The following is a 15,330-nucleotide window of genomic DNA, read 5'->3' as shown; positions in this document are numbered from 1 at the left end:
CGGAGCGCTGGAAAGCGCGATGACGGGAGACGGCCGATGCCCTGTCGGTCGAGGGGTGGCGGCGGGGCATCGTGCATAGAGGGGCCGGACGTGTGAGGGGTGCGTCCGGCCCCTCCCCCGTCTCTCGATCCGGCCGCGGCTCTCTCTCCGCCGCTGTCAGCCAGGAGAGCACCGCCGCTGTCAGCCTGGAAGGCCGGCGCGACGCCCGCCTCAGCTGACCGGCTGAGCCACGTTCTGCCGCACCCACTCCACGATCGACTGGGTGGTCGCGCCCGGCGTGAAGATCTTGGCGACCCCGAGCTTCTCGAGCTCGGGCAGGTCGGCGTCCGGGATGATGCCGCCACCGAACACCACGATGTCCCGCGCGTCGCGCTCGGCGAGCAGCTCGAGGACCCGCCGGAACAGCGTCATGTGCGCGCCGGAGAGCACCGAGAGGCCGACCGCGTCGGCGTCCTCCTGGATGGCGGTCTCGACGATCTGCTCCGGCGTCTGGTGCAGGCCGGTGTAGATGACCTCCATGCCGGCGTCACGCAGGGCGCGCGCGACCACCTTCGCGCCCCGGTCGTGGCCGTCCAGGCCGGGCTTGGCGACGACGACCCGAATTCGAGAGCTCATCAGCGCACACCTTTCACCGGACTTCGCGGCATTCACCTGAACGAACGGTAACCCGGCCGACCGGGGCCGGGAAATCCGGGCCGGGAACCCGGCCGGCGAGTCGGCCCGGCGAGTCGGGCGGATCGTCGGCCGGGCGGCGGGGGCAGCCCCGCCGGCGAGTCGGGCCGGACATTCCGGGTCCGGGCTCCCCGGTGACCTGCGGCGGAGCCAGGGCGGTGCGGCAACCACCCGGGGCGGGCAGGGGCGGCGCGGCCTTCGCCGTCAAGCGGGACGAGTCCGCCGTACCGGTCACGCTCGGCGACGAACGGACAGTAACCTGGGCACCGATCGGCGGCGCGAGGCATGACAATCGCGGACGCAAACGGACAGATCGACACGCCAATTCGGCGCTCCGGCTTGTGAGTCGCCTGGTGGTTGGCTAACGTGTCCACGGTTGTCATCAGGTCCATGGACGGGTGACGACGCGGTCAGCAGACGTTCACCCGAGCTTCTCCGGGTGTCCGCGGGCCGCATCGGAACCCCGACAACGGAGGGTGTGCGTGCGCCAGCGCCTGTCGTCTGAGCCCGATAGATATCGCGGTCGTCGCCGCGTACCCACCCCTCCGCGTAGCCGTTACGCGGCCGTGGTCACCACCGCCTTCGTCGGCGCCGGTGTCGTCGCGCTCGGCGCGGGCGCCCTGCCGGACGCCAAGAGCGTCAACCCGTCGGTCCTCGACGACCTGCGGCAGGCCTCGATCACCAGCCAGGACGCCGCGGCCCGCGCCGACGCCGCCGACCGCGCCTCCCGCGACAGCGGGCGGTCCGACGAGGCCGGCGAGCCCGACACCTGGCTGCTGCCCCTGCAGGGCTACGACTTCAACTCGCCCTACGGAATGCGCTGGGGCAAGCTGCACACCGGCGTCGACCTGGTCGCCCCCGAGGGCACCCCGTACGTCGCGATCCACGCCGGCACCGTCACCAAGGCCGGCTGGTTCGGCGGCTACGGCCACGCGGTGATCGTCCAGCACCCGGACGGCAGCGAGGCGATCTACGGCCACTCCTCCGCGGTCAGCGTCCAGGAGGGTCAGCAGGTCAAGGCCGGCGACCAGCTCGGCCTGGTGGGCAACACCGGCCACTCCTACGGCAGCCACCTGCACCTCGAGGTGCATGTCAAGGGCGAGCCGGTGGACCCGGTGCCGTGGCTCCAGGAGCGCGGAGTGGACATCAAGCTACAAGTCGAGGCAATCTACGGCGAGGTAGCCGCCTCCTGACGCTGTGTATCGACGGATAACCGCCCGGATCGATCGATCCGGGCGGTTTTTTCATGTCGCGGCCGGAGCGGTGTCACCTGCGCCACAGCGGGAGATGTGAGCGGCGCCACCACCGAGCATGATCACTTAACGGGTCACAACCCCCATAGCCGCCCAGAACAGGTCAGCGGCCGGCACCGTGTCACCGGCCCGACCCGTCCCCCTTACCCGCCGGCACCCGGGCCCGCACCAGGATCGGTCCCGTCCGATCCCCTCGACACGTGAAGGTCCCCCCGTGCAGGAAGAAGACAGCACCACCCGGAACGAGCAGCGCGACGACGCCGACGTGACCCGGCACCGGATGCGCGTCGGGCGCCGCGCCCGGCTCCTCGTGGTCGGGGCGGTCGCCGCGCTCGGCATCGGCGTCGCCGGCGTCGCGGTCGCCACGACCGGCGACGACCACACCCCGGCGCCGGTCTCGCTCGACGCGCAGGCCCGTGCCGAGGCCGCCGACCGCGCCGACCGCTCCGCCCGCGAGTCGAGCGCAGCGGCCACCCCGTCGGTCACGCCGAGCAGCCCGACGCCGAGCCCGTCCACCGCCAGCCCCTCGGCCAAGCCGGCCACCGCCAAGCCCAAGCCCAAGCCCAAGCCGAAGCCGAAGACCGCGAAGCCGAAGCCGGCCTGGGTCATCCCGATGAAGGGCGCCGCGATCACGTCCTGCTTCGGCCCCCGGTGGGGCACCCAGCACGCGGGCATCGACTTCGCCATGCCGGCCGGCACCCCGATCCACGCCGCCGCCGCGGGCACCGTGGTCAAGGCCGGCGACGCCGGCGACGGGTACGGCAACTCGGTCTTCATCGACCACGGCAACGGCTACCTCACCCACTACGCCCACCAGAGCCGCCTCGTGGTGAGCGTGGGCGACAAGGTCAGCGCCGGCGAGGTCATCGGCTACGAAGGCTCCACCGGCGACTCCACCGGCCCGCACCTGCACTTCGAGGTGCACCAGGGCCAGATGTGGAGCCAGATCGACCCGGCGCCGTTCCTACGCGCCCGGGGCATCGACGTGCCCTGCTGACGTCACCAAGGCACGCGGCCCGGCCCGGCACTCGCCGGGCCGGGCCGCGCCGGCTCAGAGCTTGTCGATGGGGGCGTGCCGGAGCACCAGCCACATGGTCTGGTCGCCGAAGTCGATCTGCGCGCGAGCACCGGGGCCGTGCCCCTCCACGGCGAGCACCCGGCCCAGCCCGTAGCGCTGGTGGTTGACCCGATCGCCGGCGGCCACCTTCGGCCCCTGCGGCAACTCGCTGGCGGTGGTCAACCGGCTGCCGTCGACACCGAGCCGCTTCGCCAGCTGGGCCGCCTTCGGCGTACCCCCGTTGAAGGTCCCGCGCCCGCCGGGCGCGCGGTCCGCGCGGCCACCGACGCCGCCGCCCCCGCCGGCCCACGAGGTGTACGACCCCTCGGTGCGCTCCCAGCGCACCAGCTCCGGCGGCAGCTCCTCCAGGAAGCGGGACGGCGGGTTGTAGGACGGCTGCCCCCACGCCGAGCGGGTCACCGCCCGGGAGAGATAGAGCCGCTGCCGGGCCCGGGTGATCCCGACGTAGGCCAGCCGCCGCTCCTCCTCCAGCTCTCGGGTGTCGCCGAGCGAGCGCAGGTGCGGGAAGACGCCGTCCTCCAGGCCGGTCAGGAAGACCACCGGGAACTCCAGCCCCTTGGCGGTGTGCAGCGTCATCAGCGTGACGACGCCCTGGTGATCCGGGTCGTCGGCGGGGATCTGGTCGGCGTCGGCGACCAGGGCGACCTGCTCCAGGAAGCCGGCCAGGGTGGCCCGCTCCCCCTCGTCGCCCGTCGCCTCGATCCGCTCGGTGTACTCCCGAGCCACGCTGACCAGTTCCTGGAGGTTGTCGACCCGGCCGGCGTCCTGCGGGTCGAGGCTCTCTTCCAGCTCGGTCAGGTAGCCGGAGCGGGTGAGCAGCGCCTCCAGCACCTCCTCCGGGGTGCCGGTCTCGGCCAGCTCGCGGGCGCCGTCGAGCAGGGCGACGAAGTCGGCGATGCCGTTCGCCGCCCGGGTCGAGATGCCCGGCGCCTCCTTGGCCCGGTGCAGCGCCGCGCCGAAGGAGATGCGGTCCCGACCGGCGAGCGCCTCGACGCACGCCTCGGCCCGCTCGCCGATCCCCCGGCGCGGGGTGTTCAGGATCCGGCGCAGGCTCACCGTGTCGTCGTCGTTGACCACCGCGCGCAGGTAGGCCAGCGCGTCGCGGACCTCCTTGCGCTCGTAGAAGCGCACCCCGCCGACCACCTTGTAGGGCAGGCCGATCCGGATGAACACCTCCTCGAAGACCCGGGACTGGGCGTTGGTGCGGTAGAAGACCGCCACGTCACCCGGGCGGGCCTCGTCGGCGTCGACCAGCCGGTCGATCTCGCGGGCCACCCAGTCCGCCTCGGCGTGCTCGGTGTCGGCCACGTAGCCGACGATCTGCTCGCCGGCACCCGCGTCGCTCCACAGCCGCTTGGGCTTGCGGGAGGTGTTGCGGTCGATCACCGCGTTGGCGGCGTTGAGGATGGTCTGGGTGGAGCGGTAGTTCTGCTCCAGCAGGATCGTCCGGGCGTCGGTGAAGTCCCGCTCGAACTCCAGGATGTTGCGGATGGTCGCGCCGCGGAACGCGTAGATCGACTGGTCCGCGTCGCCGACCACGCAGAGCTCGGCCGGTGCCAGCCCGTCGGTGCCGGAGACCAGCTCCTTGATCAGGGTGTACTGGGCGTGGTTGGTGTCCTGGTATTCGTCCACCAGCACGTGCCGGAAGCGCCGGCGGTAGGTCTCCGCGACGTGCGGGTGCGACTGGAGCAGGTGCACCGTGGTCATGATCAGATCGTCGAAGTCCAGCGCGTGCGCCTCCCGCAGTCGGCGCTGGTAGAGCGTGTAGGCCTCGGCCAGGGCCCGCTCGTTGGGGCCCTTGGCCCGGGCGGCGAACTCCTCGGGATCGACCAGCTCGTTCTTCAGGTTGGAGACCTGGGCGGCCAGGCCGCGCGCCGGGTAGCGCTTCGGGTCGAGATCGAGCTCGCGGGTGACCAACTGCATCAGCCGGCGGGAGTCGTCGGCGTCGTAGATGGAGAAGGTCGACTTCAGCCCGGCGTGCTCGTGCTCGGCGCGCAGGATCCGGACACAGGCCGAGTGGAAGGTCGACACCCACATCAGCCGGGCCCGCGGCCCGACCAGCGCGGCGACCCGCTCCTTCATCTCGCCGGCGGCCTTGTTGGTGAAGGTGATCGCGATGATCTCGCCGGGGTGCACGTCCCGCGCGGCGAGCAGGTAGGCGATCCGGTGGGTGAGCACCCGGGTCTTGCCGGAGCCCGCGCCCGCCACGATCAGCAGCGGCGTGCCGGCGTGCGTGACCGCGTCGCCCTGCGGCCCGTTCAACCCGGTGAGCAGGGCCTGTGGGTCGAGGCGGCTGGGCGCCGGCCCGGGCCGGTGCGGACGGGCCGACGCGCGCTCGGGCGCGGGCGGGGACGCGGGGATGTCGAAGAGAGGATGCATCGCACGGCGAGTCTATGCCGCCGGGCGGACACTTCCCGACCGCGCACGCCCGGGTGCGACCCAGCCGGCACCGCCCGTCGGGCGGCGGCCCGCTCGGGGTGACCTGGGGCCCGCTTCCCCCGGAATCCTTGCGCGCCGGCACCCGGGATGGGCATACTCGACGGCGTGTTCGGTCAGCGCTACTACTTTTACTACGGCACCGGGAGTCCGGCAGCCGTAGGTCGCGCCTGATCACAGACCTGCGAAAAGCCCCGGGCTCCTGGAGCCCGGGGCTTTTTCGTCCCGGGATCCGGGCACCGGGCCCGACGTCCGAGGGGTACGGCGATGATGACAGACGTGGCGGAGCAGAACGGCGGCCCGGGCAGACCCGATGCGTCCGGCGACGCCGACGGGGGGCGATCCGCCGCGGTGACGCCCGGCGACGTGCCGGCCCGGTCGGCCGACGCGCCCGCCGAGGGTACGAACGGCACGCCCGCCCAGGCGGCCGACCTGGCGGCAAACCTGGCCACCGGCGACACCGAGAACGGCCGACCCGACCCGCGGCCGGTGGACGCCGGCACCCAGGAGCCGGTCGCGGCGGCCCAGATCGTGGCCATCCGCGAGCGGATCGACCAGATCGACCAGACGCTGATCGACCTGTGGCAGGAGCGGGCGAGCCTCTCCCAGCAGGTCGGCGCGACCCGGATGGCTTCCGGCGGCACCCGGCTGGTGCTCTCCCGCGAGCGGGAGATCCTGGAGCGGTTCCGGCAGGCGCTCGGCTCCGACGGCACCCAACTCGCGCTGCTGCTGCTCCGCGCCGGTCGCGGCCCGCTCTGAGGCGACGGCGCCGACGGCTGGGCGCGGCCGCCCGGCGTCGACCGGGCCCGGAAACGCGGAACCGCCTGCCGGCGTCGCGACGACGTCGGCAGGCGGTCCAGGGTGGCTCAGGCCTCGTGGGTGGCCACGATCTCCCGCTTCTCCGCGAAGTGGCAGGCGCTCGGGTGGTCCGAGCCCTGCCGGATCTGCAGCAGCGGCACCTGCTGGGAGCAGATGTCCTGCGCCTTCCAGCAACGCGTACGGAACCGGCAGCCCGAGGGCGGGCTGACCGGGGACGGCACGTCGCCGGTCAGGCGGATGATCGCCTTGTGCTCCCGGACGGTCGGGTCCGGCACCGGCACTGCGGAGAGCAGCGCCTGGGTGTACGGGTGGGTCGGCCGCTCGTAGATCTCGTCCTCGGTGCCGATCTCCACGATCTTGCCGAGGTACATGACCGCGACCCGCTCGGAGAGGTGGCGCACCACCGACAGGTCGTGGGCGATGAAGACGTACGACAGGCCGAACTCGCCCTGGAGCTGCTCCAGCAGGTTCATCACCTGCGCCTGGATGGAGACGTCCAGCGCCGACACCGGCTCGTCGCAGACGATGATCTCCGGACGCAGGGCGAGCGCCCGGGCGATGCCGATGCGCTGCCGCTGCCCGCCGGAGAACTGGTGCGGGTACCGGTTGATGTGCTCCGGGTTGAGGCCCACCAGGTCGAGCAGTTCCTTGACCTTGCCCCGTCGGCTGCCCCGCGGGGCCACCTCGGGGTGGATCTCGAACGGCTCGCCGACCAGGTCGCCGACCGTCATCCGCGGGTTCAGCGAGGTGTACGGGTCCTGCATGACCAGCTGGATCTGCCGGCGCAGTCGCCGCAGCGCCCCGCCGGAGAGCTTGGCGGTGTCCTGCCCCTTGTAGAGCACGCTGCCGCCGGTCGGCTTCTCCAGGTTCATCAGCACCCGGGCGAGCGTCGACTTGCCGCAGCCGGACTCGCCGACCACGCCGAGGGTTTCGCCCTGGCGCAGCTCGAAGGAGACGCCGTCGACGGCCTTGACCTGACCGATGGTCTTCTTGAACACCACGCCACGGGTGACCGGGTAGTGCTTGACCAGGTCACGGACCTCGAGAATGTTAGTCACGGTTCACCAGCTCCTCGGCGAAGTGGCAGGCGCTGGCCCGGCCGGCACCGATCTGCAGCAGCGGCGGCACCTTCTCCCGGCAGACCGGCTGCGCCATGGGGCAGCGCGGGTTGAACGGGCAGCCCGGCGGGATGTTCATCAGGTTCGGCGGGAGGCCCTTGATCGTCCGGAGCTGCTGCCCCTTCTCGTCCAGCCGCGGGATCGAGTTGAGCAGGCCGAGGGTGTACGGGTGCGCCGGCTTGGCGTACAGGTCGTACACGTCGGCTTCCTCGACGATCCGTCCGGCGTACATGACCGCGATCCGGTCCGCGACGTCGGCGACCACGCCGAGGTCGTGGGTGATCAGGATCATGCCCATCTGCCGCTCACGCTGCAGTTCGGCGAGGAGGTCCATGATCTGGGCCTGCACGGTCACGTCGAGCGCGGTGGTCGGCTCGTCCGCGATCAGCACCTCCGGGTCGAGCGCCAGCGACATGGCGATCATCGCCCGCTGCCGCATACCGCCGGAGAACTGGTGCGGGTAGTTGCTGAACCGGCCCTTGGCGTTCGGGATCTTGACCTGGTCGAGCATCTCGATCGCGCGCTTCTTGGCCTCGGAACGGCCCATGCCGCGCCGGACCCGGAACTGCTCGGCGATCTGGAACCCGACGGTGAAGACCGGGTTCAGCGCGGAGAGCGCGTCCTGGAAGATCATCGCGATGCCCTCGCCGCGGATGCGGCGGCGCTCCTCGAAGGACATCTTGAGCATGTCCTTGCCGTGGAAGCGCACCTGACCGCCGGTGACGTGACCGGGCGGCGTGTCGAGGATGCCCATGATGGTCTGCGCGGTGACGCTCTTACCGGAGCCGGACTCGCCGAGCACGGCGAGGGTCTCCCCCGCGTCGACGTGGTAGGTGACTCCGTTGATGACCTTGGCGACGCCGTCGCGGGTACGGAACTCCACCCGGAGGTCGTCGACCTCGAGCAGACGGCCGGCCGGGCGCCCGGCGGCACCCGCGGCGGACTGCTCGGACACGAGAATGTCGGACAACTGAATCTCCCCTAGCGGAGTTTCGGATCGAGTGCCTCGCGGACCGTCTCACCGAGCATCACGAAGCTCAGGACGGCGGCGACGAGGAACGCGGCGGGGAAGAAGAGCAGGTAGGGAGCGACCCGGATCAGGTCCTGCGCCTCGTTGATGATGATGCCCCAGGAGACCACCGGCGACTTCAGCCCGACGCCCAGGAAGGAGAGCGTCGCCTCGGCGCCGATGAACGAGCCGACCATGATCGTGCCGTAGACCAGCAGCGGCGCCAGGCAGTTCGGCAGCAGGTGCTTGAGGATGATCCGGCCGGTGCCGGCGCCCAGCGCCCGCGCCGCGACGATGTAGTCGGCCTCCTTGGTGGCCAGCACCGAGGAGCGCATCAGCCGCATCACGACCGGCCAGCTCAACACGACCAGCGACGCGATGACCAGGAACTTGATCTCCCACTCGCTGTTGTCGCTGCCCGTGCCGTTGAACGTGGTCAGGATGACGATCGCGCCGAGCACGAACGGCAGGCCGAAGAAGACGTCGGCGATCCGGGAGAGCAGGGCGTCCACCCACCCGCCACGGTAGCCGGCGATCATCCCCATGGTGCCGCCGATCAGCAGGGTCCCGAGCACCGAGAGCAGCGCCACCACGATGGAGGCGTTGGCGCCGTAGATGGTCCGGGCGAAGACGTCCTGCCCCTGGAGGTCGTAGCCGAACCAGGCGTGCCCGGACGGCTTCTCCAGGCTCCGGCTCAGGTTTCCGGCGGTCGGGTCGGCCGAGGTGAAGAGCGACGGGAAGGCGGCCATCACGATGAAGAGCAGGATGAACGCCGCCGAGATCCAGAAGAGCGGCTTGCGGCGCAGGTCGTGCCAGGCGTCGCCGAGCAGGCCGCGGGGCTTCTCCCGGGCGCTCGCGGGCAGGCCGGCGTTGGTCGGGCCGCCGATCTCGGTCGGCTGGTGCGCCGGCGGTGTGGAGACGATCGAAGCGGTGCTCGGGTCACTCATAGCGGATCCTCGGGTCAAGGGCGGCGTAGAGCAGGTCCACCAGCAGGTTCATCAGGAGATAGACGAGCACCAGGATCACCACGATGGAGACCACGGTGGCGCTCTCCTTGGTGGTGATCGCCCGGAAGACCGTCCCGCCGATGCCCTTGATGTTGAAGATGCCCTCGGTGACGATGGCGCCGCCCATCAGGGCGCCGAGGTCGGTGCCGAGCAGGGTGACCACCGGGATCAGGGAGTTGCGCAGCAGGTGCACGCCGACCACCCGGCGCATCGGCAGGCCCTTGGCGATCGCCGTGCGCACGTAGTCGGACCGCCTGTTCTCGGAGATGCTGGTCCGGGCCACCCGGGCGATGTACGCCATCGAGGCGCTGCCCAGCACGAAGCCGGGAACGAGCAACTCGGACAGCCGCATTTCGTTCGACACGGTGGGCTCGACGATGTTCCACTGCACACCGAGCACCCACTGGAGCAGGAAACCGACGACGAAGATCGGCAGCGCGATCAGGAAGAGGGTGGAGACCAGGACCAGGTTGTCCAGGAAGCCGTTACGCCGCAGACCCGACAGCACACCGGCGGTGAGGCCGATGATCGCCTCGATCGCCAGGGCCACCATGGCCAGCTTCAGCGTGTTCGGGTAGGCCGTGGCGATGATGTCGTTGATCGAGCGACCGCCGAAGGTGGTACCGAAGTCACCCTGGAAGAGGTTCTTCATGTAGCTGGCGTACTGCACATACCAGGGCTGATCCAGCTGGAACTTCTCGGTCATCATCGCGACGAATCCGGGCGGGCACGGCCGCTCACCGCACTTGCCGGCGAACGGGTCGCCGGGCACCATCACCCAGACGAGCACGTAGATCAGCAAGGTCGTGCCGATGAAGACCGGGACGAGTTGGAGCAGCCGTCTCAACAGATAACGGCCCATGGGGTGGTCCTCCAGACAGGGGGCGCGTCGGCGAGGCGACACGCGTGACGACGTGTCGAGGGGTATTTTGCACCCCTCGCGGAACGGCCCCAGGTCGGGCTCACCTGGTAGGTGAGCCCGACCTGGGTCAGACCGTACGGATCAGAGCTCGACGGAGGTGATGTCGATCTCGCCGACGTTGGTCAGCTCCACCTTCTTGATCTTCTCCGAGTGGCCGGACTGCTGACCCTGGAAGTAGACCGGGATGGACGGAACGTCCTGGTCGATGATCGCGACCGCCTCGGCGAACTTGGCGTGCGACGCGTCCAGGCTCGGAGCGCCGCTCGCCTCCTTGGCCAGCGCGTCGACCTGGGTGTTGCTGTACAGGCCGTCGTTCGAGGAGCCACCAGTCACGTAGAGCGGGTTGACCCAGTTCTCCACGTCCGGGTAGTCCTGCTGCCAGCCGGCACGGTACGGGCCCTTCATCTTGTGGGCGTTGATCTGCTCACGGAAGACGGCGAAGGTCGGGATGCCCTCGGCCCGGGCGTTGATGCCCAGGGTGTTCTTCACGCTCTGCGCCACGGCGTCCATCCACGGCTTGTGGCTGGCGTCCGCGTTGTAGTAGAAGACCATCTCGCCCGAGAAGCCACCGGCCTCGGCCAGCAGCGTCTTGGCCTGCGCCGCGTCGAAGACGCACGAGGTGCAGTTCTTCTCCTTGGCGCCCGGGGTCAGCGGGTTGGCCCAGCTGTCGGCCGGAACGCGGTTACCGAAGAAGATCTTCTCGGTGATCTCCTGTCGGTTGATCGACAGCGAGACCGCCTTGCGCAGCTTCGGGTTCTTGAAGCGCGGGTCGTACGTCGGGAAGGCGATGATGCCCGTGGACGGGGTGACGGACTGGATGGCCCGCTCGCCCAGGTCGGTCTTCCACTTGTCACCGGCGAGCGACGACTGCGGCACCTGCTGCTGGAAGTCCAGGTTGTTGGCCAGCAGGTCGTTGTAGGCCGCCGTGTCCTCCTGGTACAGCTTGACGTCGACGTCCTTGATCTTCATCTTGTCGCGCAGCGTGTAGTCGTCGAAGCGCGTCAGCTTGATCATGACGTCGTCTTCCCACGACACGAACTTCACCGGGCCGTTACCGATCGGCTTCTTGCCGAAGTCTTCCGGCTTCTGGGTGAAGAACACGTCCGGCAGCGGCACGAAGGCGCTGTAGCCGAGCTTGGTCGGGAAGACCGCGGTCGGCGCGGCGAGGGTGACCTCGAAGGTGTAGTCGTCGACGACCTTGAGGCCGGTCATCTCCTTGGCCTTCGGCTCCGGAGCCGTCTTCGGGCCGTCCTCGTCCGGGTCCGTGGACTGGACGTCGGCGAAGCCCGCGATGTCGGCGAAGAAGCTGGAGTTCTGCGCGCCGTTCGGCGAGTACGCAGCCCAGTTCCAGGCCTTGGTGAAGTTGGCGGCCTTCACCTCGGACCCGTCGTGGAACTTCAGGCCCTTCTTGATCTTGATGGTGTAGACCTTGGAGTCCGTGGTTTCGATCGACTCCGCGACGGCGTTCTGCGGAGCACCACCGTTGTTCGGGTACTCGACCAGACCGGTCCACAGGTAGTCGATGATCGCGCCACCACCGGTCTCGGTGGTGTTCGCCGGGACCAGGGGAACCTCCGGCTGGGTGCCGTCGATGACGATGGCGCCGTCCGCGCTGTTGCCGGCGTCGCCGCCGTTGTCGCTGCCCGAGCAGCCGGACGCGATGAGCGCGACAGCCGCGCCCAGCGCAACCGCGCTACTCGCCCGCTTCGAGACTCTCATTCCGAGGGGCCTCCTCTTTCTAACCTGGTTCCGTCGTGGGTTTCACGCACGTCTGGGGGGTGACGCCAACGGCGACCCGTTGGCCGGGTCGCCGAACACCACTGGGAAATCGGGACACCCCCGATGTACCGATCCGCCGGGCCACCCCACCCGATCGGGATCGGCACTGCGCAGGCGTGTCTTCCACGAACCGCAGTCGACAGGCGGCGGTCGTGGTCGTCGGGCCGTACGGAGTGCCTCACACCGGGGGCGAGGTGCTGCCACTGTGACACTCACCGGCCACTTCCGTGAAGGTGCCGTTATCAAGACGTTAGTTGCCCGCCACGTTGCCGATACTTGAGAAAAGATCATGAAGTGGGCGTCTCGTGCCGCTCTGAGCAGGAAAGACATGGTCCTGCCGGAGCGCGGGCCGACGCGTACGCTCAGGCCCTGTGAGCTTTCCCGCCTCCGCTCCCGTGCTCTCCGACGTCCGTCGAGCACTGGCTGTTTTTGCCCATCCGGACGATGTCGACTTCGGCTGTGCGGGCACAATCGCCGGCTGGGTGGATGAGGGTATCGAGGTCGCGTACCTCGTCGCCACCCGGGGGGACGCCGGCGGCTTCGACGACACCGAGCGGACGCGGATGCCCCGACTGCGGGAGACCGAACAGCGGGCCGCCGCCGCGGCCGTCGGCGTCCGGCAGGTCGAGTTCCTCGACGGCTATCCCGACGGGGCGGTCGCCCCGACCCTGGACCTGCGTCGCGACATCACCGCAATGATCCGCAGGTTCCGCCCGGACCGGGTGCTGACCAGCTCGCCGCTACGCCGCTGGGAACAGCTCACCGGCCCCAGCCACCCGGACCACCTGGCCGTCGGCGAGGCCACCACCTGCGCGATCTATCCCGACTCGCGCAACCCGTTCGCCCACCCCGACCTGCTCGCCGACGGACTGGAGCCCTGGGTGGTCCGGGAGGTCTGGTACGCCGGCGGCCCCGGGCCGGACCACGCCGTCGACGTGACCGACCGGTTCGACCGGAAGATCGCGGCGATGCGGGCGCACCGCTCGCAGACCGGGCACTTCGACGTGGCGCCCTGGATCCGGGACCGGCTCACCACTGTGGCCGACAACGCCGGGCTGCCGCCCGGCCGGCTGGCCGAGGCCTTCACGGTGCTGCGCACCGAGTGACCCGACCGCGACCGGTCCGCACCCGCAGGTGTGACGGCTGCCCGAGAAGAGGAGGCCGATCACACCAGTCGGCGGTCGGCCGCCCAACGGGAGAGCTCGTACCGGTTGGACATCTGGAGTTTGCGCAGCACGTTGGAGACGTGCGTCTCGACCGTCTTGATCGAGATGAACAGCTCCTTGGCGATCTCCTTGTACGCGTACCCCCGGGCCAGCAGCCGGAGCACCTCGCGCTCACGGTTGGTGAGCTGGTCGAGCTCCGGATCGGCGACCGGAGTGTCCGGCCGGGCCGCGAAGGCGTCCAGCACGAAACCGGCCAGCCGCGGGCTGAACACCGCGTCGCCGTCGGCCACCCGGCGGATCGCCGCGGTCAGCTCGTCCGGCGAGATCGTCTTGGTGACGTAGCCGCGGGCACCGGCCCGGATCAGCCCGATCACGTCCTCGGCCGCGTCCGAGACGCTCAGCGCCAGGAACTTGACCTGCGGGTGGGTACGCCGCATCGCGTCCAGCACCGCCCGCCCGCCGCCGTCGGGCATGTGCACGTCGAGCAGGACCACGTCCGGCAGGGTGGCCGCGATCCGGTTGACCGCCTCGGCCACCGTGCTCGCCTCGCCCACCACCTCGACGTGCGCGCCGAGTTCGGCGCGTACGCCGGCGCGGAACATGGCGTGGTCGTCCACGAGGAAGACCCGCAGCCGCTCGGTGCGGGGCTCCGCCCCCTCGACCGGTTCCATCGACTGCTCGGCCATCGTCATCTGTCCCTTTCCGCTGTGGACGAGTCCCGGGAGGTCGGCAGCATCAACCGGACCTCGGTCCCCTCACCCGGACCGGACCGGATCTCGGCCCGACCGCCATGCCGCTTCATCCGCCCGATGATCGAGCCACGGACGCCGTGCCGGTGATCCTCCACCGTATCCGGATCGAAGCCCTTGCCCCGGTCCCGGACGAAGACGCTGACCTGATCAGGCTCCACCTCGGCGTAGAGCGAGACGGTCTGCACTGCGGCGTGCCGGGCGGCGTTCACCAGCGCCTCCCGGGCGGCGGCGACCAGCGCGCCGACCCGCTCGTCGGTCTCCCGGTCGCCGACCACCACCGCCTCCACCGTGATCGCGAAGGTGTCCTCGACCTCGGCCGCGGCCTGCTCCAACGCGGCCGCGAACCGCTCGCTCGGCGACCCGGTCGGCTTGTAGAGCCAGTTGCGCAGCGAGCGCTCCTGCCCGCGGGCCAACCGCTGCACGGCCTTGATGTCGCTGGCGTTGCGCTGGATCAGGGCGAGGGTGTGCAGCACCTGGTCGTGCACCATGGCTGCCAACTCGGCCCGCTCCTGCTCCCGGATCCGCCCCTCGCGCTCCGAGCGGAGCTGGTTGTACGTCCGCCAGAGCACCGGTGCGGCGACCACGCACACCCCGGCGAGGCCGACCAGCGCGAAGATCACGCCGTTGATCACCGCGTCGAAGTTCTGCGCCGGGGAGTAGACCGCGGCCACGCCGATGATGCCGACGGCGACCAGTACCCCGCCGCCGATGAAGCGCAGCACGAACGAGCGCCGGTCGCTCTCCTCCACCACCGCGCCGAGCCAGGGCACCGGCATCGAGTCGCCCCACTGGCGACGCCGCTCCGGCGCGGACTGGTGCCAGATCACCCCGGCGCCGACCGCGATGATCGCCACCAGCCAACCGGCGGTGCCCGCCGCGCCGATCGAGTCGAAGACCATCACCTGCACCAGCAGGACGCCGAGCCCGATCGCCACGAACGGCAGCAGCTGGGCGACGTCACGCCGGGGTGGCACTCCCGAGTTGCCGGGCCGCAGTGGCACCACGGCCCAGAAGGCCGCGTAGAGCAGCAGGCCGAGCCCGCTCAGGCCGAGCAGGACCATGAAGGCGACCCGTACCCGCAGCACCGAGATGCCGAGATGATCGGCGATGCCGGCGGCCACCCCGGCGGCCATCCGGTGCTCCGGGGCGCGGTAGAGGCGCGGTGGCGGGCTCGCGATGCTGATCGGAAACTCCCTGGTCGCGGTGGAGTGACGCCGGTCAAGAGCGGCGAAGGCGGTGCAGCGGCACCGGCCGTTTCCGGCGCCGGTTCGATCGTCACACGCTGCGCCCCGTGCCGACCACGGGGACGCCCCCGACAT

At 70.4% G+C, this 15,330-nt stretch carries 13 protein-coding genes; 4 read left to right on the top strand and 9 right to left on the bottom strand.

All coding sequences use genetic code 11. The features are described 5' to 3' along the window. Nucleotides 1-210 precede the first annotated feature (210 nt). Nucleotides 211-615 carry a cobalamin B12-binding domain-containing protein gene (locus AB0C04_RS09980; protein ID WP_350871411.1) on the bottom strand — a complete coding sequence of 135 codons (405 nt, stop codon included), beginning with the start codon at nucleotides 613-615 and terminating at the stop codon, nucleotides 211-213. Nucleotides 616-1,154: 539 nt separating this feature from the next. On the opposite strand from AB0C04_RS09980, the gene AB0C04_RS09975 reads away from it, so the two are divergent. Further along, the gene (locus AB0C04_RS09975) at nucleotides 1,155-1,865 is read left to right on the top strand and encodes a M23 family metallopeptidase (protein ID WP_357051078.1); all 711 of its coding nucleotides are present in this window, start codon (nucleotides 1,155-1,157) and stop codon (nucleotides 1,863-1,865) included. A 340-nt stretch (nucleotides 1,866-2,205) separates the two neighbouring features. Beyond that, a complete protein-coding gene (locus AB0C04_RS09970; RefSeq protein ID WP_357052207.1) occupies nucleotides 2,206-2,922 on the top strand; it encodes a M23 family metallopeptidase in 717 nt (238 codons plus the stop codon). Nucleotides 2,923-2,976: 54 nt separating this feature from the next. Here AB0C04_RS09970 and pcrA read toward each other — a convergent pair whose 3' ends face one another. Next, nucleotides 2,977-5,382 (bottom strand): DNA helicase PcrA, encoded by a 2,406-nt coding sequence (gene pcrA, locus AB0C04_RS09965; RefSeq protein WP_357051075.1) that lies wholly within the window; start codon nucleotides 5,380-5,382, stop codon nucleotides 2,977-2,979. A gap of 501 nt (nucleotides 5,383-5,883) precedes the next feature. Between pcrA and AB0C04_RS09960 the strand changes: the two genes are divergently transcribed. Further along, entirely contained in the window at nucleotides 5,884-6,198 is a 315-nt protein-coding gene (locus AB0C04_RS09960; RefSeq protein ID WP_357052204.1) for a chorismate mutase, read from the top strand. 107 nt (nucleotides 6,199-6,305) lie between these two features. Here AB0C04_RS09960 and AB0C04_RS09955 read toward each other — a convergent pair whose 3' ends face one another. From AB0C04_RS09955 to AB0C04_RS09935, 5 genes are all read right to left on the bottom strand, one after another. Then, nucleotides 6,306-7,316: a dipeptide ABC transporter ATP-binding protein gene (locus tag AB0C04_RS09955; RefSeq protein WP_357051072.1), complete on the bottom strand. Its 1,011-nt coding sequence runs from the start codon at nucleotides 7,314-7,316 to the stop codon at nucleotides 6,306-6,308. Next, nucleotides 7,309-8,331, bottom strand: coding sequence for an ABC transporter ATP-binding protein (locus AB0C04_RS09950; protein ID WP_357052201.1), 1,023 nt, complete (start codon nucleotides 8,329-8,331; stop codon nucleotides 7,309-7,311). Before AB0C04_RS09950 ends, AB0C04_RS09955 begins: the two co-directional genes overlap by 8 nt. A 26-nt stretch (nucleotides 8,332-8,357) precedes the next feature. Next, the gene (locus AB0C04_RS09945) at nucleotides 8,358-9,332 is read right to left on the bottom strand and encodes an ABC transporter permease (RefSeq protein ID WP_357051068.1); all 975 of its coding nucleotides are present in this window, start codon (nucleotides 9,330-9,332) and stop codon (nucleotides 8,358-8,360) included. Continuing rightward, nucleotides 9,325-10,254: an ABC transporter permease gene (locus tag AB0C04_RS09940; RefSeq protein ID WP_357051065.1), complete on the bottom strand. Its 930-nt coding sequence runs from the start codon at nucleotides 10,252-10,254 to the stop codon at nucleotides 9,325-9,327. Before AB0C04_RS09940 ends, AB0C04_RS09945 begins: the two co-directional genes overlap by 8 nt. Nucleotides 10,255-10,395: 141 nt before the next feature. Beyond that, nucleotides 10,396-12,033, bottom strand: a complete 1,638-nt coding sequence (locus AB0C04_RS09935; protein WP_357051062.1) for an ABC transporter substrate-binding protein — start codon at nucleotides 12,031-12,033, stop codon at nucleotides 10,396-10,398. A 431-nt stretch (nucleotides 12,034-12,464) separates the two neighbouring features. Here AB0C04_RS09935 and AB0C04_RS09930 point away from each other — a divergent pair, with 431 nt between their 5' ends. Further along, nucleotides 12,465-13,199, top strand: coding sequence for a PIG-L deacetylase family protein (locus tag AB0C04_RS09930; RefSeq protein ID WP_357051059.1), 735 nt, complete (start codon nucleotides 12,465-12,467; stop codon nucleotides 13,197-13,199). 59 nt (nucleotides 13,200-13,258) lie between these two features. On the opposite strand, the gene AB0C04_RS09925 is transcribed toward AB0C04_RS09930, so the two are convergent. Together AB0C04_RS09925 and AB0C04_RS09920 are read right to left on the bottom strand one after the other, a co-directional pair. Further along, nucleotides 13,259-13,945 carry a response regulator transcription factor gene (locus tag AB0C04_RS09925; protein WP_357052198.1) on the bottom strand — a complete coding sequence of 229 codons (687 nt, stop codon included), beginning with the start codon at nucleotides 13,943-13,945 and terminating at the stop codon, nucleotides 13,259-13,261. A 2-nt stretch (nucleotides 13,946-13,947) separates the two neighbouring features. After that, nucleotides 13,948-15,189: a PspC domain-containing protein gene (locus AB0C04_RS09920; RefSeq protein WP_357052195.1), complete on the bottom strand. Its 1,242-nt coding sequence runs from the start codon at nucleotides 15,187-15,189 to the stop codon at nucleotides 13,948-13,950. Between the last annotated feature and the right edge of the window lie 141 nt (nucleotides 15,190-15,330).

This window comes from Micromonospora sp. NPDC048909 (genome assembly GCF_040649635.1).
Lineage (GTDB): Bacteria > Actinomycetota > Actinomycetes > Mycobacteriales > Micromonosporaceae > Micromonospora.
This window is presented reverse-complemented; position numbering and strand designations above follow the sequence as displayed.